This is a genomic window from Kitasatospora brasiliensis (assembly GCF_032654805.1).
GTDB classification, from domain to species: Bacteria; Actinomycetota; Actinomycetes; order Streptomycetales; family Streptomycetaceae; genus Kitasatospora; species Kitasatospora brasiliensis.
Genome location: NZ_JAUOOW010000001.1, coordinates 1,018,758 through 1,036,895, shown reverse-complemented (window position 1 = coordinate 1,036,895; position 18,138 = coordinate 1,018,758). Strand labels below are relative to the sequence as shown.

General features: G+C 70.4%; 13 protein-coding genes and 1 tRNA gene. 3 read left to right on the top strand and 11 right to left on the bottom strand.

Going from position 1 to position 18,138, the window contains the following annotated elements; translation table 11 throughout:
• Positions 1-108: 108 nt before the first annotated feature.
• From QWJ13_RS04730 to QWJ13_RS04715, 4 genes are all read right to left on the bottom strand, one after another.
• Positions 109-1,944, bottom strand: a complete 1,836-nt coding sequence (locus tag QWJ13_RS04730; protein ID WP_316520676.1) for a bifunctional metallophosphatase/5'-nucleotidase — start codon at positions 1,942-1,944, stop codon at positions 109-111.
• A 244-nt stretch (positions 1,945-2,188) separates the two neighbouring features.
• Positions 2,189-2,734: a hypothetical protein gene (locus QWJ13_RS04725; protein ID WP_316520675.1), complete on the bottom strand. Its 546-nt coding sequence runs from the start codon at positions 2,732-2,734 to the stop codon at positions 2,189-2,191.
• Positions 2,721-4,373 carry an extracellular solute-binding protein gene (locus tag QWJ13_RS04720; protein WP_316520674.1) on the bottom strand — a complete coding sequence of 551 codons (1,653 nt, stop codon included), beginning with the start codon at positions 4,371-4,373 and terminating at the stop codon, positions 2,721-2,723. The genes QWJ13_RS04725 and QWJ13_RS04720 overlap by 14 nt, the downstream gene beginning before the upstream one ends.
• Complete coding sequence (locus QWJ13_RS04715; protein WP_316520673.1) at positions 4,370-5,455, bottom strand: substrate-binding domain-containing protein; 1,086 nt, start codon at positions 5,453-5,455, stop codon at positions 4,370-4,372. Before QWJ13_RS04715 ends, QWJ13_RS04720 begins: the two co-directional genes overlap by 4 nt.
• A 292-nt stretch (positions 5,456-5,747) precedes the next feature.
• On the opposite strand from QWJ13_RS04715, the gene pyk reads away from it, so the two are divergent.
• Positions 5,748-7,178: a pyruvate kinase gene (pyk, locus tag QWJ13_RS04710; protein WP_316520672.1), complete on the top strand. Its 1,431-nt coding sequence runs from the start codon at positions 5,748-5,750 to the stop codon at positions 7,176-7,178.
• Positions 7,179-7,428: 250 nt separating this feature from the next.
• Here pyk and QWJ13_RS04705 read toward each other — a convergent pair.
• Positions 7,429-7,501, bottom strand: a tRNA-Leu gene (locus QWJ13_RS04705).
• Between the two features lie 98 nt (positions 7,502-7,599).
• On the opposite strand from QWJ13_RS04705, the gene QWJ13_RS04700 reads away from it, so the two are divergent.
• Positions 7,600-8,256 carry an ANTAR domain-containing response regulator gene (locus QWJ13_RS04700; protein WP_316520671.1) on the top strand — a complete coding sequence of 219 codons (657 nt, stop codon included), beginning with the start codon at positions 7,600-7,602 and terminating at the stop codon, positions 8,254-8,256.
• A 64-nt stretch (positions 8,257-8,320) separates the two neighbouring features.
• On the opposite strand, the gene QWJ13_RS04695 is transcribed toward QWJ13_RS04700, so the two are convergent.
• The 6 genes from QWJ13_RS04695 to QWJ13_RS04670 form a co-directional block, all read right to left on the bottom strand.
• A complete protein-coding gene (locus QWJ13_RS04695; protein WP_316520670.1) occupies positions 8,321-9,037 on the bottom strand; it encodes an ABC transporter ATP-binding protein in 717 nt (238 codons plus the stop codon).
• Positions 9,034-9,843 carry an ABC transporter ATP-binding protein gene (locus QWJ13_RS04690; protein WP_316521664.1) on the bottom strand — a complete coding sequence of 270 codons (810 nt, stop codon included), beginning with the start codon at positions 9,841-9,843 and terminating at the stop codon, positions 9,034-9,036. Before QWJ13_RS04690 ends, QWJ13_RS04695 begins: the two co-directional genes overlap by 4 nt.
• 8 nt (positions 9,844-9,851) lie before the next feature.
• Entirely contained in the window at positions 9,852-11,777 is a 1,926-nt protein-coding gene (locus tag QWJ13_RS04685; protein ID WP_316521662.1) for a branched-chain amino acid ABC transporter permease, read from the bottom strand.
• A 5-nt stretch (positions 11,778-11,782) separates the two neighbouring features.
• Positions 11,783-12,712 (bottom strand): branched-chain amino acid ABC transporter permease, encoded by a 930-nt coding sequence (locus QWJ13_RS04680; protein WP_316520669.1) that lies wholly within the window; start codon positions 12,710-12,712, stop codon positions 11,783-11,785.
• A gap of 143 nt (positions 12,713-12,855) precedes the next feature.
• Complete coding sequence (locus tag QWJ13_RS04675; protein ID WP_316520667.1) at positions 12,856-14,079, bottom strand: branched-chain amino acid ABC transporter substrate-binding protein; 1,224 nt, start codon at positions 14,077-14,079, stop codon at positions 12,856-12,858.
• 620 nt (positions 14,080-14,699) lie between these two features.
• On the bottom strand, positions 14,700-15,200 hold the full coding sequence (locus QWJ13_RS04670) for a PaaI family thioesterase (protein ID WP_316520666.1): 501 nt from the start codon (positions 15,198-15,200) through the stop codon (positions 14,700-14,702).
• 223 nt (positions 15,201-15,423) lie between these two features.
• Here QWJ13_RS04670 and polA point away from each other — a divergent pair, with 223 nt between their 5' ends.
• Complete coding sequence (gene polA, locus QWJ13_RS04665; protein ID WP_316521660.1) at positions 15,424-18,111, top strand: DNA polymerase I; 2,688 nt, start codon at positions 15,424-15,426, stop codon at positions 18,109-18,111.
• Positions 18,112-18,138 lie beyond the last annotated feature (27 nt).

Sequence of the window (18,138 nt, the reverse complement as noted above, 5' to 3'; positions counted from 1 at the left end):
GGCAGTCCCGAGCGCGACCGGGCCCCGGCGGAATCCGCCGGGGCCCGGTCGCGTGGTGAGGCGCCGACGAGCGGGTGGCCCGGCGGCGCCTCGGGTTCGTGGCGCGGGTCAGAGGACGGGCTGGCCGGCGCGGACGAGGCGCCAGGAGTCGGTGAAGAAGTCGGCGGGGTCGATGGTGCCCTTGGCCTTCACCCAGGCGATCATGGTGTTGCGGATCTCGTCGGAGTTCGACCAGACCACCTTGGCCTTGGCGACGTGCGGGAAGTTGCCGCCGCCGTTGGCGCGGTAGTTGTTGACGGCGAGGACGAACTCGGCGGCCGGGTCGATCGGCTTGCCCTGGAAGGACAGGTTGACGATCCGCCGGCCCTTCGGCTGGGCGATGTCGATGTCGTAGCTCAGGCCGTAGATCGAGTCGTAGTTGTAGTCGGGGGTGGCCTCGGCGTTGGTCAGCTTGTCCTTGTCGACCGGGGCGCCCGGGGCGAGCTGGTTGTAGTACTTCACCGAGTACTCAAGGTAGTCCTTGAGCTGGGCGCCCGTCAGGATGCGGGCCTCCAGGGTGTTCTCGTAGATGTACAGGCCCGCGGCGTCGCGCAGCTTGACCTGGCCGGCCGGGATCAGCGCGGTGCGGTTGAACGGGGCGGCCTGGGCCAGCACCGGGAGGTTGGCGTACTGGCCGCCGGCCAGCGCGGTCTTGACCGCGTCGGCCTGGACCCGGCCGATCAGGTCGATGATCGGGGTGGCCTTGAAGGGGGCGTCGGCGATCGACAGCGCGATCTTGCTGGTGCCGATGTTCTGGTTGACGTACGCGACGACCTTCTTGTGCTGCTTGGCGACCGCCTTGGTGATCTCCGGGTTCTCCGGCACGGTGTTGGAGTTCAGCAGCCGTGCGGAGACCGAGGCGACCGTCCAGACGCCGGCGGCGAACTCGACCTCGAAGTCGAAGCAGGTCAGGCGCTGGCCGTAGCAGAGCGGCTCGGACAGCACGACCGTCTTGCCGGTCTTCTTGTTGACGACCAGGCGCTGCGGGATCTCCTTGTGGGCGTGGCCCACCAGCACCGCGTCGATGTCCGGGACGGTCTCCGCCAGGGCCACCGAGACGTTCTCGCCCCACGGCAGCTGGTCGCCCCAGGTGGTGGCCTCGTCGCAGCCGGAGTGCGCCGACACCACGATGACGTCCGCGCCCGCGGCCTTCATCTTCGGCACCCAGGTGGCGGCCGTCTCGACGATGCCCGGGAAGACCATCTTGCCGCTGACGTTGGCCTTGTCCCAGATCGCGATGCCCGGGTTGGTCAGGCCCAGGATGCCGACCCTCACCGGGCGGCCGCCGCCCAGGTGCAGCTCCTTGATCACGAAGGGCTTGAAGGCCGGCTTCTCGTTCTTGGCGTTCAGCGCGTTCGCGCCCAGCAGCGGGAACTCCAGCTGCTCCTCGTACGCCTTGAGGGTCGGGATGCCGTAGTTGAACTCGTGGTTGCCGAGCGCGGCGGCGTCGTACTCCATGAGGTTCATCGCGACGGCCATCGGGTGGTCCGGCACGTTGTTGCCGTCGGTCGCGATCGGCTCGATCCGGGCGTAGTAGTAGGACAGCTGGGTGCCCTGGATGGTGTCACCGGAGTCGATCAGCAGGCAGCGGTCCCAGCCCTTCTCCTCGCGCACCTGGTTGGCCAGGGTGGAGATCTTGGCGAGGCCGACCGCGTTGTCGAACTTGTCGCTGTACACCGCGTCGGTGAAGTAGTCCCAGTTGAGCACCCGGCCGTGCAGGTCGGTGGTGCCCATCACGGTGAAGGCCTGCTTGTGCGGCTTGCGCTGCGGGCCCTTGGCGGCCGCCGTGTCCGGCTGGGCGGCCGCGGCGGAGGGGGCGGCGGCCAGGGTGGCGCCACCGGCCAGGGCGGCGCCGGCGGCGGTGGCAGCGGACCGGGTGACGAAGTCACGGCGGTTCAGGGGCATGGATGACTCTCCCGAGTGGGACGGCGACGGCGGATGGGCCGTCAGATGATATGCGTGGTTGAAACGTGTGCGTCACGCGCGTCTACGCGTCGACGCGCGTAGAGGGACGCGCGTAGCAGTGTGCCGTGTGGGCCGGGGTGCTGGATAGCCCCCGGACCTGTCCGAGAGGTGAGATCTTGATGACTCGTTGGTGATGGGAGCGGGGGAGGTGCGGGGCGGTAGGACGACCTCGCGGGCGGACGGATCAGGACAGTTCGCCCACCAGCAGGTCGACCTCCCGCCCCAGCTCGGCCGCCGGGTCCGGGGCGCCCCGGCCGGCCCAGGGCTGCCAGGTCCGCGCCCGCAGGTAGCCGGCCACCGCGACCGGCAGCCGGTGCCGGATGATCCGCTCCGCCACCGGGCCCGGCGCGGCCGTGCGCAGCGCCGCCAGCAGGCCGTCCACGCCCGCCGCGGGCGGCAGCGGCACGGTGTCCAGGTAGGCGGCCAGCGCCTCCAGCTCCGGGTCGGGAGCGCGCCTGAGCGGGACGGAGACCTCCGGGACGCCCTCCTCGGACACGGGGAGCTCCGGCGCCGCCGACGGCGGCGCCCCGCGCCCGCCCGCCGGGGCGGGCGTCAGCAGCGCGCCCACCCCGTACAGCCCGGCCACCACCCCCGGCCACCAGGCCCCGCCCAGCCCGGCGAAGTGCAGCCCCAGGCCGACCGCGCCGCCCGCGCAGCCGACCAGGTTGCGCGCCGACTCCAGGTAGCGCAGCGCCCGGACACCGAAGCCGTCACCGTCACTGGTAGCCACGGATCTCCTCGAACACCCCGTCCAGCGAACCCGTCCCGTCGAACAGCTTGCCGCCGCTGAGGTCCGCGATCCCCTGGAGCTGGCTCACCGCCGCCTCCCCGAACCTGATCGGGAAGACCGGGATCGCCTTCTCCCCGGCCGGCAACCCGTCGTGGAAGCGCTTGAAGTCGGCGTCCGTCGCCCCGGCGTTGCTCTCGCCGTCGGTCATCAGCACGATCGAGGTGAACCGGTCGTCGCCGGCCGCCGCCTGCTGGCGCTCGATCACCCGGTACGCCTCCTCCAGCGAGGAGTACACCGCCGTCCCGCCCGACGCGGCCAGCGACTGCACGTCCGCGTCGATCGACGCCAGCTCCGCCTCCGGGCCGGGCCGGCCGCCGGTGGCCGGCACCACATGGGTCTTGGTCCACTTCACCGCGGAGGCGAAGGAGAGCAGCGTGATCTCCTCCCGGTCCCGGAAGCGGCGCGCCCCGCGGGTGTCGTCCGCCCCGGTCAGCCGGCCCAGCGCGCTCTTCAGCGCGGCGATCCGGGAGCCCTCCATCGAGCCCGAGGTGTCCAGCACGTACACCGTCCGGGACGGGCGGCGCAGCTCGTTCTGGTACGCGGCCAGCAGGCCGTCCGCGACCGCCCGGGTGCCCGGGAACGGCAGCTCCCGGCGCCGGTCCGAGGGCAGCCCGGCCGCCGGGGCGACGCCCGCCGTCGCGGGGCGGCGCAGCGTGGTCTCGGAGATGCGTTTCTGCACCTCGTCCTTGAGCAGGTACGCGGTCAGCCGCTGGAAGGCGTCGCGCTGCTCCGGCGCGGCCGAGGACATCAGCGAGAACGGGTAGTCCGCCGACACCACGCCGTCCACCGGCCGTACCACGGTCAGCTGCTGCTGCGGCGACAGCGTCCGGTTCATCGACAGCAGCACCGACTCGTAGTTCACCAGCGCGCCCACCACGCCCGACTCGGCCCGGGCGTACGCCTGCGCCAGCCAGCCCGAGGACCCGGAGGTCAGCTTCTGCCCCTTGAAGAACTCCTTCAGCTGCGGCGTGGCCTTCTGTACATCCGCCTCGGCCAGCGCCCCGTCCGCCTTGGAGAACGCCGAGGCGACCGCCACCAGGGTGGAGAAGCCGGAGTTGGAGCGCGAGGGGTCGGCCATCCCGTACGCCAGCTTGCCGGCCGCCGCCGCGTCGCCGACCTGCGCCCAGGTGACCTTCGAGCCGTCGCCCCAGCCGAGTTCGCCGAGCACCGAGGAACGCACCCCGACCGCCACCGGCGAGACCATCACCGGGGTCTCGGACAGCACCTTGGACTTGCCGGCCGGATCCAGCCGCAGGTACTGGTTGGACGGGAACCACATCGCGTCGTACTTGCCGTCGGCCCGGCCCGAGGAGACGGTGTCCGCGCCGTCCAGACTGCCCGTCCAGGCGAACTGCACCGTCACCCCGGTGGCCTTCCTGGCATCCTCCAACACCGGTGCCAGGTCCTGGAGTTCACTGCCAGCCAGGACGCGCAGCACGCCCGGCCGGGCGGTCTCGGCGGGGGGATCGGTCGGCCTCGGCCCCGGATCGCCGCCGGAGGAGGTGCACGCGGTCACCGCCGCCAGCGCGGCCGCCAGGACCGCGGCGAGAGGGCCGCGGCGCTTCGCACGGAGGTTCACTTCGGGCTCCCACCCTTCGCCGCGGCCGTCAGCTTGGACATGTAGTCCAGCGAGGGCACCGGGGCCAGTGCCAGCCCCGCGGTCCGCACATCGGGGACGAAGTGCGGCTGCTTGTCCTTCATCACGTCCCAGAAGAGGCCCGGCTCGGCGTCCGGCCGCAGGCCGAACCTGGCCTCCAGGCGCCGCAGTTCCGGGTCGTTCACCAGCGCGTCGGCCAGCTTGCGGCCGCCGTCCGTCCGGGCCACCAGGGTGTGGTCCGTCTTGATCGTGGTGGTCGGGTACATCACCACCATGTCGCCGGTCGGCCGGCCCTGGAGCGGCAGCGCGGCGGCCTGCGACTCGTACGCGAAGACCAGGGTGTTGACGCCCGCGCCGAACTCGCGGAACGGCCCGTCGCTGCTGACCTTCTGGAGGCCCTGGACCCGGTTCGCGGTGTACAGGACGTCCTGGACGGCCTTGACGCCCGCGTCGTCGGACACCACCTGGTTGCCGTTCGCCAGGTAGGACAGGATCGCCAGGTACAGGGCGCCCGAGGAGGAGCTCTCCGGATCGGTGGTGGACACGTACACCAGGCCGTCCAGCTCCGGGTGCGCGGCCGCGCCCGTCAGGTCCTTCCAGCGCTGGCCGCCCTGCTTCAGCGCGGCCACGTACTTGTCCATCTGGAACGTCCAGACGCCGTCCTTCTCGTCGGCGAGCTGGTTCTTCTTCAGGACGTCCGCCACCGAGGCGTGGGTGACGATCACCAGCGGGGAGTAGAACTGCACCCGCGGCGAGTCCTTCAACTTCCAGTCCCGCTGGATGTCCAGGGCGGGCGCGCTGCTCGCCGGGAAGGCGAAGTCCAGGTTCGGCGTGTTCCTCGCCTGCTCCGCCATCGTCCAGGAGCCGGTCGGCTCCGCCTTGACCACCAAGTGCTGCTTCTTCAACTCCGCTTTGACGTCGGGGTCGTCGAAGAAGTCCCGCTTCTCCGACCCGATCAGGCCGGTGACCGTGACCGGCTCGGCATCCTTGTCGTCGGGGATCAGTGCGAAGGCCACCCCGCCCAACAGGGCCAGCGCCGCCACCACCCCCAGAGCGCGTTTCATGCCGAACGCCTCCCCCTCGTCCGCTCCTTCGTCCGGGTGGTCACCCGGGGGTGACGAGCGTCCCGCCGGGCGGGGAGCGGGGGTGGAAGCGGCGGTGAACCACGGGTGAACACCCCTTCACGGAATCGCATCGACGGGCGGCGCGGACGGCGTGCCACGGGGGCGCGGAACGGGGCGCGCGCGCCGTGATCCGAGGATGTGTCAGATTGTTCAACTCGCCTTACGGAAACGGTCATCCCGCAGTCCGGACCCGCGTCGTGGTTACGCGTCGGTAATGCCTAGTCTCAGCACTATGCGCCGAGCAAAAATCGTCTGTACCCTCGGGCCCGCCACCGATTCGTACGACCAGATCAAGTCCCTGGTCGACGCCGGGATGGACATCGCCCGACTCAACCTCAGCCACGGCACGCACGCCGAGCACGAAGAACGCTACCGCCGCGTCCGCAAGGCCGCCGACGAGACCGGCCGCAGCGTCGGCATCCTCGCCGACCTTCAAGGCCCGAAGATCCGCCTCGACACCTTCGCCCACGGGCCGGTACTTCTCGAACGCGGCGACGAGTTCACCATCTCCACCGACAAGGGCGTCGTGGGGGACAAGGACCGCTGCGGAACCACCTACGCCGGACTCGCCGCCGATGTCGGCCGCGGCGAACGCATCCTGGTCGACGACGGCCGGGTCACCCTCGAAGTCGTCGCCGTCGAGGGGCCGGAGGTGCGCTGCCTGGTCATCGAAGGCGGCCTGGTCTCCGACCACAAGGGCCTCAACCTCCCCGGCGTCGCCGTCTCCGTCCCCGCGCTCAGCGACAAGGACGTCGCCGACCTGCGGTGGGCGCTGCGCACCGGGGCCGACCTGATCGCGCTCTCCTTCGTCCGCAGCGGGCGGGACATCGAGGACGTCCACCGGATCATGGCGGAGGAGGGGCGCCGCGTCCCGGTCATCGCCAAGATCGAGAAGCCGCAGGCGGTGGAGAACCTGGAGTCCGTCGTCGACGCCTTCGACGGGATCATGGTGGCCCGCGGCGACCTGGGCGTGGAGATGCCCCTCGAACAGGTCCCGCTGGTCCAGAAGCGCGCCATCAAGCTGGCCCGCCGCAACGCCAAGCCGGTCATCGTCGCCACCCAGATGCTGGACTCGATGATCAACGCCTCCCGGCCCACCCGCGCCGAGGCCTCCGACGTGGCCAACGCCGTCCTGGACGGCACGGACGCGGTGATGCTCTCCGGCGAGACCTCGGTCGGCAAGTACCCGGTCGAGACGGTCAAGACCATGGCCCGGATCGTCGAGGCGGCCGAGAGCGACATCCTCGCCGTCGGGCTCCCCCCGCTGACCGCCGGCAGCAAGCCCCGCACCCAGGGCGGCGCCGTCGCCCGCGCGGCCGCCGAGATCGGCGACTTCCTGCACGCCAAGTACCTCGTGGCCTTCACCCAGTCCGGCGACACCGCCCGCCGCCTGACCCGCTACCGCTCGCCGATCCCGGTGCTCGCCTTCACCTACGAGCCCGCGGTGCGCAGCCAACTCGCCCTCACCTGGGGCGTGGAGACCTTCCTCGGCCCGTTCGCCCCGACGACGGACCAGATGGTCGAGCAGGTCGACGCGGCCCTGCTGTCGCTGGGCCGCTGCCAGAAGGGCGACATCGTCGTCATCACCGCCGGCTCACCCCCCGGTCTGGCCGGCTCCACCAACCTCGTCCGGGTCCACCACGTGGGCACCCTGGACGGCTGAGTACGGAACGGGCGGCATCCCTCGGTGAGGGATGCCGCCCGACTGCCCGGCCCGTCGACTGGTCCGCCATCCGGCCCGCCATCCGGTCCGCCCGGATGAGTGAAGTTCCGAGGCGCGTTGACGCGTGGCCATGTCATGCATGGCGTGATGGTTCGAGCGCAAAGGATGATTCTGCAATCGAATGCGAGAACGTTCGCTCGAAAGAGGGAAGATCGTCGACCTATAGTCAGACCTTCAAATTGAAGGAAAGTACCCCGGGTGGGATTCGAACCCACGCTGTATGGTGTTTGAGACCATTGCCTCTTCCGCTGGGCTACCGGGGCATCCACAGTTTCGAAGGTTGTCTTCGGCCCTGCGAAACCAAACATACCGTGTCTAGGTACCCTCGTGCATGCAGTACCCCGCCGGAACTAGGAGCCCCGTGAGCACCGCCGACGAGCAGGCGCAGCCGCTTGAGACCGATACGCCCCAGATCACCCGGATCGTGATCGCCGAGGACGAGGCGCTGATCCGTCTCGATCTGAAGGAGATGCTGGAGGAGGAGGGGTACACCGTCGTCGGTGAGGCCGGTGACGGGGCGACAGCGGTGCGGCTGGTGGAGGAGCTGAAGCCGGACCTGGCGATCTTCGACGTGAAGATGCCGGTGCTGGACGGGCTCTCGGCCGCCGAGCAGATCCACGAGAAGCACCTGGCGCCGGTGCTGATGCTGACGGCGTTCTCGCAGCGGGAGCTGGTGGACCGGGCGCGGGACGCGGGGGCGATGGCGTACATCGTCAAGCCGTTCTCCAAGTCGGACCTGGTGCCGGCGATCGAGATGGCGGTGTCCCGGTACGCGGAGATGCGGGCGCTGGAGAAGGAGATCGGGGATCTCAGCCAGCGGCTGGAGACGCGCAAGCTGGTGGACCGGGCGAAGGGCGTGCTCCAGACCAAGTTCGGGCTGAACGAGCCGGCGGCCTTCCGGTGGATCCAGAAGACCTCGATGGACCGGCGGATGACGATGGCCGCGGTGGCCGAGGCGGTCATCGAGGAGGGCGAGGCCCAGGACCGCAAGAAGGCGGAAGAGGGCACGCCCGAATAGTCCGAAGAGAACGTGAGAAGGGCCCGGCAGAACGTTTCTGCCGGGCCCTTTCGCGTACGGGGGTTCAGTCCTCGCCGAGGTAGGCCTTGCGCACCGACTCGTCGTGCAGGAGGTCCGGGCCCGTCCCGGAGAGGACGATGCGGCCGGTCTCCATGACGTAGCCCCGATCGGAGAGGGAGAGCGCGGCCTGGGCGTTCTGCTCGACCAGGAGGATGGTCGTACCGCTCGACCTCAGCTCGACGATGGTGGACATGATCTTCTGCATCATCAGCGGGGAGAGGCCCATCGAGGGCTCGTCCAGCATGAGCAGCTTCGGCCGGGACATCAGCGCCCGTCCCATCGCGAGCATCTGCTGTTCGCCGCCGGAGAGGGTGCCCGCCGCCTGCCGCCGGCGCTCGCCGAGGATCGGGAAGAGCGAGTAGGCCCGTTCGACGTCCGCCGCGATGCCGGGCGCGTCGGTGCGCAGGAAGGCGCCGAGGAGGAGGTTCTCCTCGATGGTCATGCGCGGGAAGATGTGCCGGCCCTCGGGGGAGTGGGCGAGGCCGAGCGCGACGATCTTGTGCGCGGGGACGGTGGAGAGGTCCCGGCCGTCGAAGGTGATGCGTCCGGCGGTGGGCTTGAGCAGGCCGGACAGGGTGCGCAGGGTGGTGGTCTTGCCGGCGCCGTTGGTGCCGATGAGGGTGGTGACCTCGCCCTGTCCGACGGTGAAGCTGATGCCCTTGACGGCCTCGATCTTGCCGTAGGCGACGCGGAGGTCCTCGACCTCCAGGAGTGCGGTCACGGGGCTTCCTCCGGTGCTGCGGTGGTGGTGCCTTCGAGCGGGGCGCCCAGGTAGGCGGTGATGACGCGTTCGTCGTTCTGGACGGTCTCGCGGTCGCCCTCGACGATCTTCTGGCCCTGGACGAGCACGGCGGTGCGGTCGCAGAGGTTGAAGATGAAGCGCATGTCGTGCTCGATGACGAGGACGGAGACGCCCTTGTCGCGGATCGCGAAGACGAGCTCCTCGGCGGCCCGGGTCTCCTGGGGGTTCATGCCGGCGGTGGGCTCGTCGAGGAGCAGCAGGCCGGGTTCGGAGGCGAGGGCGCGGGCGATCTCCAGTTTGCGCTGTTCGCCGTACGGGAGGTTGCGGGCGAGGTGGTCGGCCTTCTCGGCGAGGCCGGTGAACTCCAGGAGTTCCATGGCCTTTTCACGGCTGTGGGCTTCGGCGCGGTGGTAGCCGGGGCCGCGCAGGACGGCGGAGAAGATGCCTTCCCTGGTCCGGGTGTGCCGGCCGACCAGGACGTTCTCCAGGACGGTCATGTTGGCGAACAGCCGGATGTTCTGGAAGGTGCGGGCGATGCCGGCCTGGGTGACGAGGTGGGGCTTGGGGGGCAGCAGGGTGCCCCGGTAGCGGACGGCGCCCTCGGTGGGGACGTAGAGGCCGGTGAGGCAGTTGAAGAAGGTGGTCTTGCCCGCGCCGTTGGGGCCGATGAGACCGATGATCTCGCCTTCGCCGACGGTCAGGGAGACGTCGTTGACGGCGGTGAGGCCGCCGAAGCGCATGGTGACGCCGGTGACTTCGAGCAGGGGTGCGGCGGTGGTGGTCATCGGGTGGGTCACGCCCCTGCCTTGGTGAGTGCGGTCGGCTCGTCGGCGCCCTGGGCCGGGACGGCGGCCTCGTGGAACTCCAGCTGCCGGCGGCGGTTGGGGATGAGGCCTTCGGGGCGTACGCGCATCAGGACGATGAGGGCGGCGCCGAAGGCGAGGAGCTGGTAGTCGGCGAGGAATTCGAGCTTCTTCGGGATGAGGAAGAGCAGGGTGGCGCCGACCAGCGGGCCGCTGATGGTGCCCATGCCGCCGAGGATGACGGCGGCGAGCAGGAAGGCGGAGTTGGGCGGGAGGGCCTCGGCGAAGGTGTACTGGTCGGGGGTGACGGTGTAGCTGACGTGGGCCTGGACGGTGCCGGCCAGGCCGGCCAGCAGGGCGCCGAGGGCGAAGGCGAGGAGCTTGAGGCGGAAGCCGTTGATGCCCATCGCTTCGGCGGCGGTCTCGTCCTCGCGGATGGCGACCCAGGCGCGGCCGATGCGGGAGTCGCCGACCCGGGCGAAGACCAGCACGACGAGCGCGGTGACCAGCAGCATCAGCAGGTAGTAGTTGGAGAAGCGGCCGAGTTCGATGCCGGCGACGGTGTGCGGCTTGCCGAGGTCGAAGCCGAGGATGTCCAGGTCGGGGATGCGCGGGATGCCGTTGGAGCCGTTGGTGACCTTGGGGCCGGTGGTGCCGTTGAGGTTGAGCATGGTGATGCGGAAGATCTCGCCGAAACCGAGGGTGACGATGGCGAGGTAGTCGCCGCGCAGCCGCAGTGTGGGGGCGCCGATCAGGACGCCGAAGACCATGGAGACGGCGGCGCCGGTGAGCATCGCGGCCCAGAACGGGAACTGGACGTGGATGGGCGAGGCGGGGGAGCCGGAGACCAGGGCGGCGGCGTAGGCGCCGACGCCGAGGAAGGCGACGTACCCGAGGTCGAGCAGCCCGGCCAGGCCGACGACGATGTTGAGGCCGAGGGCGACGGTGGCGAAGATCAGGATGTTGGTGGCGACGGAGGTGTACTGGTCGCTGGTCTGGGTGAAGGGGAAGCCGGCGGCGGCGGCGAAGGCGGCGCCGGTGGTGACCGGGCGGTGCTTGACGGTCAGCGCGCGCAGCCGGGTGATCAGGCCGGACCTGGCCAGGGCGGGGGCGGCGAGGCCGGCGAACAGCAGGTAGCCGATGAAGAGTTCGCCGTACTCGGTGTCGATGCCGAAGGTGATCGCGAACAGTCCGAGCCCGAAGGCGAGGACGATCAGCAGGACCTCGACCCAGGAGGGGAGCGTGCGCGCGGCGGCGAGCGGGCGGTCGATCCGGCCGAGGCGCAGTGCGCTGTTGGCGAGGTGGCCCAGCTGGAGCAGCAGAACGGCGCCGGCCGCGATGGCGACGCCGCCGGCCAGCGCGGTCAGCACGGGGGCGACGGGCTTGTCGCCGGGAACGGCGCGGGCGCCGAACCAGGCGATCGGGGCGGCGGCGAGGAGCAGGAAGAGCCGGTTGTCGAGGATGCGCAGCGGTACGGCGGTGCGGCGGTCCAGCGGCAGGCCGAGGGCGCCGAGGGCGGCGAGCAGGCCGCCCGCGGCGAGGATCCAGCCGCCGGGTTCGAGGTTGGCGAGGCCGCCGAGTTCGGCGGAGATGGCGGCGACGGAGTAGACGGCCACGGCGAGGGCGCCGGTGGCGGCGTAGAGGACGGCGTTGTTGCTGCGGGCGGGGGCGGCCCAGCGCAGGCCGGGGACGCCCTGGGAGGCGAGCAGCAGCAGGAGGGTGAGGAGGCCGGCGACGAGGGCGAGCCACTGGAGGCCGGCGGGGGAGCCGTCGTAGGTGAGGTCGCCGGGGAAGTCGGGGGTCCAGGTCCAGTGGAGGGCGGCGGAGCCGGCGGTGGCGAGGGCGCCGAGCCCGGTGAGGGCCGCCGCGGCGCGGGTGGGCAGCGGGATGACCGGGGTGGTCTCGGTGGTCGTCATGGTGGTCACGCCCTGTCCGCGACGCGTTCGCCGAGCAGGCCCTGGGGCCGGATCAGCAGTACGAGGATGAGGAGTACGAAGGCCCAGACGTCCTTCCAGGCGCCGCCTCCGAAGAGGTGCATGCCGGGCAGGTGCTGGATGTAGCCGGTGGCGAGGGCTTCGGCGAGGCCGAGGGCGAGGCCGCCGAGCATGGCGCCGTAGATGTTGCCGATGCCGCCGAGGACGGCGGCGGTGAAGGCCTTGAGGCCGAGGAGGAAGCCCATCCGGAAGTCGACCTGGCCGCTGCGCAGTCCGTAGGCGACGGCGGCGACGGCGGCGAACGCGGCGCCGATGGCGAAGGCCATGACGATGATGCGGTCGGTGTCGATGCCCATGAGCTTGGCGGTGTCCGGGTCCTGGCTGGTGGCCTGCATGGCGCGGCCGGAGCGGGTGCGGGTGACGAACCAGCCGAGGGCGAGCATGCACAGCGGGGCGGCGATGATCAGGAACAGGTCGCTGCGCTGGATGGTGACGGAGCCGAGGCTGAAGGGGTCGCCCGGGAGCTTGGGGAAGACCCGGGCCTTCTTGGCGTCCGGGTAGAAGGAGAAGACGAGCTGCTGGAGGAAGATGGACAGCCCGATCGCGGTGATCAGCGGGGCGAGCCGGGGGGCGTTGCGCAGGGGGCGGTAGGCGAAGCGCTCGGCGGCGACGGCGGTGAGGGTGGAGACCAGGATGCCGGCGATCAGCATGAGCGGCAGGGCCAGCCACAGGGTGGTGCCGCCGGGGAGCGCGAGGTAGGCGGTCAGGGCGCCGAAGCCGCCGACCATGACGATCTCGCCGTGGGCGAAGTTGATGAGCTGGACGATGCCGTAGACCATCGTGTAGCCGATCGCGACGAGCCCGTAGAGGGCGCCGAGGATCAGGCCGTTGGCCAGCTGCTGCGGTAGGTCGTGCACCGCTGGGCCTCCGTAGTGCGTTCGGGGGTGTCCGCTTGGGTGGTGGATGTGGGTGCGCGCGGGGGCACTGGTGGCGCCCCCGCGCGCGGTGGTGGTGAAGTGGCGCTGGTGGAGCTGGTGGTGACGGAGCGTCAGACGGTGCTTCAGCCCTTGAAGGTGCCGGACTTCTCCACCGCCCACTTGCCGTCCTTGGCGGTGTAGGCGGTGAGCTGCTTGTTGGTGGTGTCGCCGAACTCGTCGAAGCTGACCTTGCCGGTGACACCGTCGAAGGAGACCTTCTGGACGGCGTCGCGGACGGCCACCCGGGTGAGCTCCTTGCCGCCGGCCTTGGCGGCCTTGACGCCCTGGATGATGGCCCAGGCGCTGTCGTAGGAGTAGCCGCCGTAGGTCTCGTAGGCGTCCTTGTAGCCGGCGGCCTTGTAGTCGGCGATGAACTTCTTGGCGGTGTCGAGGCTGTCGACGGGCAGGCCGACGGCGGTGGCGAAGTCGCCCTGGCTCTTGGGGTTGAGCTTGAGGTACTCGCCGCTCTGGATGGCGTCACCGCCCATCATGGGGATGGTGATGCCGGCCTCCTTGAGCTGGAGGGAGAGCGGGCCGGCGGCGGGGTACTCGCCGCCGTAGTAGACGGCGTCGGCGCCGGAACTCCTGACCTTGGTGACGATGGCGGAGAAGTCGCGGTCGTCGGGGTTGACGTGCTCCTCGCCGGCGATGGTGCCGCCGAGCTTGGTGAACTCGCCCTTGAAGGTGGAGGCCAGGCCGGCGCCGTAGGCCTTCTGGTCGTCGATGAGGAAGACCTTGGTCTTCTTGGCGTCGTTGTAGAGGAACTGGGCGGCGAAGGGGCCCTGGATGGCGTCGGTGGTGGCGGTGCGGAAGTAGGACTGGAAGGGGCGCTTCTTCACGCCGCTGGCCCACTTCTCGCCCTGGCTGAGCTCGACACCGGTGTTGGCGGGGGAGACTTCGACCAGCTTGGCGTCGTCGAAGATCTGCTGCATCGACTGCGCCACACTGGTGTTGAGCGGGCCGACCACGCCGAGGACCTTGGAGTCGGCGACGAACTGGGTGGCGTTCTGCTGGCCGGGGGCGGGCTTGGCGGTGTCGTCCAGGGCCTTGATCTCGAACTTGACGCCGGGGACCTCTTTGGTGTCGTTGGCCTGCTTGACCGCGAGGTCGACGGAGTTGCGGATGCCGAGTCCGAGGGCGGAGAGGTCGCCGGTGAGCGGGGCGTCGACGCCGATGACGACGGTGACGTCACCGGAGTTGGCGTTGCCGCCGGTGCCGCTGCTCTTCTCTCCGCGGGAACCACAGGCGCTGAGGCTGAGGGCGCCGATCACGGCAATGCTCACGACAAGTGCTGAACGGTGACGCACGAGGGGTCCCCTTCGGTTCAGGAGGCGCCCGCGCCTGAGTGGCGGGAGCCGGAGTGCGCGGAGGGCCGGGCCCAATCGAATGGCGCGGTGACTGGCCGTGACTCTAGATGTCGTCGGGCGGCTCGGGCAGTAGTGCGAGCAGGCTGTGATTCTCTTGTTATGAGCACACGGATTATCTGTCTCAGTATTCGGTCGTTCCGGCTCGATCGATCCGGTGATCACGGGCTTTTACGCATCGGTAGGGTGATGTAAGGCCCAGAAATAGGGGTTGCAGCTGGCAGCTCCGATAATCGGACACCGCTGTCCGGCGCTCTGCTTCCGGCCTTGAGTGTCCGTATTGCGGACGGCGAGGGTGCGGCGAAGTCGCTCCGGGGTGCTCGGAGGCCCCGGAACGGGCAATTGATCGGATTTCCTACTTGTTACGCAGTGTTACGCGCACGGGATCCGCGTCGGCCGCCCCCGGGCATGCCGACGCCCCCTTGTCCAGACCAACGCCTGCCCAGGGTGGCAGGTGGTCAAACAAGGGGGCGGAAAAGGGACTTGATGTTGTCCTGAGTGAACTCATGGACGCCGTACGGACGTTGTGGTGAGGCCGTGCGGACGTCGTGGGGCGGGGCTCGTCAGAGGTCGCGCAGCATGCAGGTCAGTCGGCAGCTGGTGATCCGCCGGCCGGTGTCATCGGTGATCGCGATCTCGTAGGTGGCGGCGGTGCGGCCCTTGAACACCGCCGTCGCCACCCCGGTCACCAGCCCGGAGGTGGCCGAGCGGTGGTGGGTCGCGTTGAGGTCCACGCCGACCGCGTACCGGCCGGGGCCGGCGTGCAGCATCGCCCCGATCGAGCCCAGCGTCTCGGCCAGCGCCGCCGACGCGCCGCCGTGCAGCAGCCCGTACGGCTGCTGGTTGCCCTCCACCGGCATGGTGCCGACCACGCGGTCGCCGGAGGCCTCGACGATCCGGATGCCGAGCTTCTCCCCGAGGTGGCCGCCGGAGAAGGTCTCCGGGCTCACGCCGAGCTTGGTGAAGTGGTCCAGCACGTCCTGCGGGATCTTCAGGACCGGGGCGTGGCCGGGGGCGGGTTCGGGGGTGCCGTCGGGGGCGGTGTCGAGGACCGCGTCGGTCATGGGGAGCTCCTGCCGCTCGGGGATCTGCCGCCTGCGATCGTACGACCGTCCTACTCGTTGGTAACAGCTCCCGGCGGACCGGCGCGGCGTCCCTTTTGTCAGTGCCGGGCCATAGGATCGGGGGCCGGTAGTGGAATCGGCAGGAACGGACGTTGACGTGGCTACGCAGAGTACGGACAAGGGCGCGACGGGTGGCGGCGGGGCCGGCCCGCGGCCCCGGCTGATGCTGCTCGACGGGCACTCGATGGCCTACCGGGCCTTCTACGCCCTGCCCGTGGAGAACTTCAACACCTCCACCGGCCAGCCCACCAACGCGGTCTACGGCTTCGCCTCGATGCTCGCCAACACCGTCCGGGACGAACGGCCCACCCATCTCGCCGTCGCCTTCGACCTCTCCCGGCAGACGTTCCGCTCCGTCGAGTTCCCCGACTACAAGGCCAACCGGGCCAAGACGCCCGACGAGTTCAAGAGCCAGGTCGGCCTGATCGGCGAACTGCTCGACGCCATGCACGTCCCCCGGCTGACGGCCGAGGGCTTCGAGGCCGACGACATCATCGCCACCCTGGCCACCGCCGCCGAGGCGGCGGGCTACGACGTCGACATCGTCACCGGCGACCGCGACTCGCTCCAGCTGGTCACCGACCACATCACCGTGCTCTACCCGACCAAGGGCGTCTCCGAGCTCACCCGCTACACCCCGGAGAAGGTCGCCGAGAAGTACGGCGTCACCCCGCGCCAGTACCCGGACCTCGCCGCGCTGCGCGGGGACCCGTCCGACAACCTGCCCGGCATCCCCGGCGTCGGCGAGAAGACGGCCGCCAAGTGGGTCAACCAGTTCGGCTCCTTCGACGAACTCGTCGCCCGCGCCGACGAGGTGAAGGGCAAGATCGGCGAGAAGCTGCGCGACAACCTCGACTCGGTCAAGCGCAACCGGGTGCTCACCGAGCTGGTCCGCGACGTCGAACTCCCACTCGGCGTCGCCGACCTGGACCGCAAGCCGTTCGACAAGGGCGCCGTCGGCACCCTGATGGAGTCGCTGGAGTTCCGCAACGCCAACTTCCGCGACCGCGTCTTCGGCATCGACCCGTCCACCGGTGAGGAGCCGGCCGACGCCGAACTCGCCCCCGGCGTCGAGGTCGACGGCGAACTCCTCACCGACCCGGGCACCCTGGCCGGCTGGCTGGCCGAGCACGCCGCCGACGGCAAGACCACCGTCGCCCTGGCCGCCGTCTACCAGTGGGCGCTCGGCACCGGCGAAGTCACCGAAGTCGCCCTCGCCGCAGGAGAATCCGCCGCCTGGTTCGACCCGGCACTGCTCGCCGAGGAGGACGAGCGGGCCTTCGCCGCCTGGCTCGCCGACGCCGGCGCCCCCAAGGCCCTGCACATCGCCAAGCAGGTCATGCGCGCCTTCGCCGAGCGCGGCTGGACGATCGCCGGCGTCGCCGCCGACACCGCGCTCGCCGCCTACCTGGAGAAGCCCGGCCGCCGCACCTTCACCCTGGAGGTGCTCGCCGAGGAGTACCTGGCCCGCTCGCTCACCCCGGCCCCCGCCACCGAGACCGGCCAACTCACCTTCGACGCACCGGAGGAGGACCCGACCGCGCACGCCCAGGCGCTGATGCTCGAAGCCCGCGCGGTGCTCGACCTCGCCGCGCTCTTCGAGACCCGCCTCGCCGAGGTCGGCGCCGCCGGGCTGATGCACGACATGGAACTGCCCATCGCGGCCCTGCTGGCCCGGATGGAGCGCTACGGCATCGCCGCCGACCGCGAATGGCTCACCGGCCTGGAAGCCCAGTTCGCCGCCGAGATCCAGCGCGTGGTCGAGGAGGCGCACGCCGCCGCCGGGCACGAGTTCAACCTCGGCTCGCCCAAGCAGCTCCAGGAGATCCTCTTCGGCGAGCTCGCCCTCCCCAAGACCAAGAAGATCAAGACCGGCTACACCACCGACGCCGACGCGCTCACCTGGCTCGCCACCCAGACGGACAACGAACTGCCCGTCATCCTGCTGCGCCACCGCGACCAGGCCAAGCTGCGCACCACCGTCGAAGGCCTGCTCAAGACGGTCTCGCCCAAGGGCCGCATCCACACCACCTTCAACCAGATGGTCGCCGCCACCGGCCGGCTCTCCTCGCAGGACCCGAACCTCCAGAACATCCCGGTCCGCACCGAGGAAGGCCGCGCGATCCGCCGCGCCTTCGTCGTCGGCACCGGCTACGAGTCGCTGCTCACCGCCGACTACTCGCAGATCGAACTGCGCATCATGGCGCACCTGTCCGAGGACGAGGCGCTGATCGAGGCCTTCCTCTCCGGCGAGGACCTCCACAACACCGTCGCCTCCCAGGTCTTCGAGGTCCCGCGCGACGCGGTCGACGCCGAGATGCGCCGCAAGATCAAGGCGATGTCCTACGGCCTGGCGTACGGCCTCTCCGCGTACGGGCTCTCACAGCAGCTCGGCATCAAGCCCGGCGAGGCCCAGGGCCTGATGGACACCTACTTCGAGCGCTTCGGCGGCGTACGGGACTACCTGCGCCGGGTCGTCGACGAGGCCCGGGCGACGGGCTACACCGAGACGCTGCTCGGCCGCCGCCGCTACCTGCCGGACCTCAGCAGCGACAACCGCCAGCGCCGCGAGATGGCCGAGCGGATGGCCCTCAACGCCCCGATCCAGGGCTCGGCCGCCGACATCGTCAAGATCGCCATGCTCCGGGTGGACGAGGCGCTGCGCGCCGCCGGCCTCACCTCCCGGATGCTGCTCCAGGTACACGACGAAATCGTGCTGGAGCTGGCCCCGGGCGAGCGCGAGCAGGTCGAGGCCATCGTCCGCGAGCAGATGGCGGGCGCCTACCCGCTGCGCGTCCCGCTGGACGTCTCCGTCGGCGTCGGCCCCAACTGGGAGGCCGCCGCGCACTGACACCCGTCGGGCGGGCCCGGGCGCACG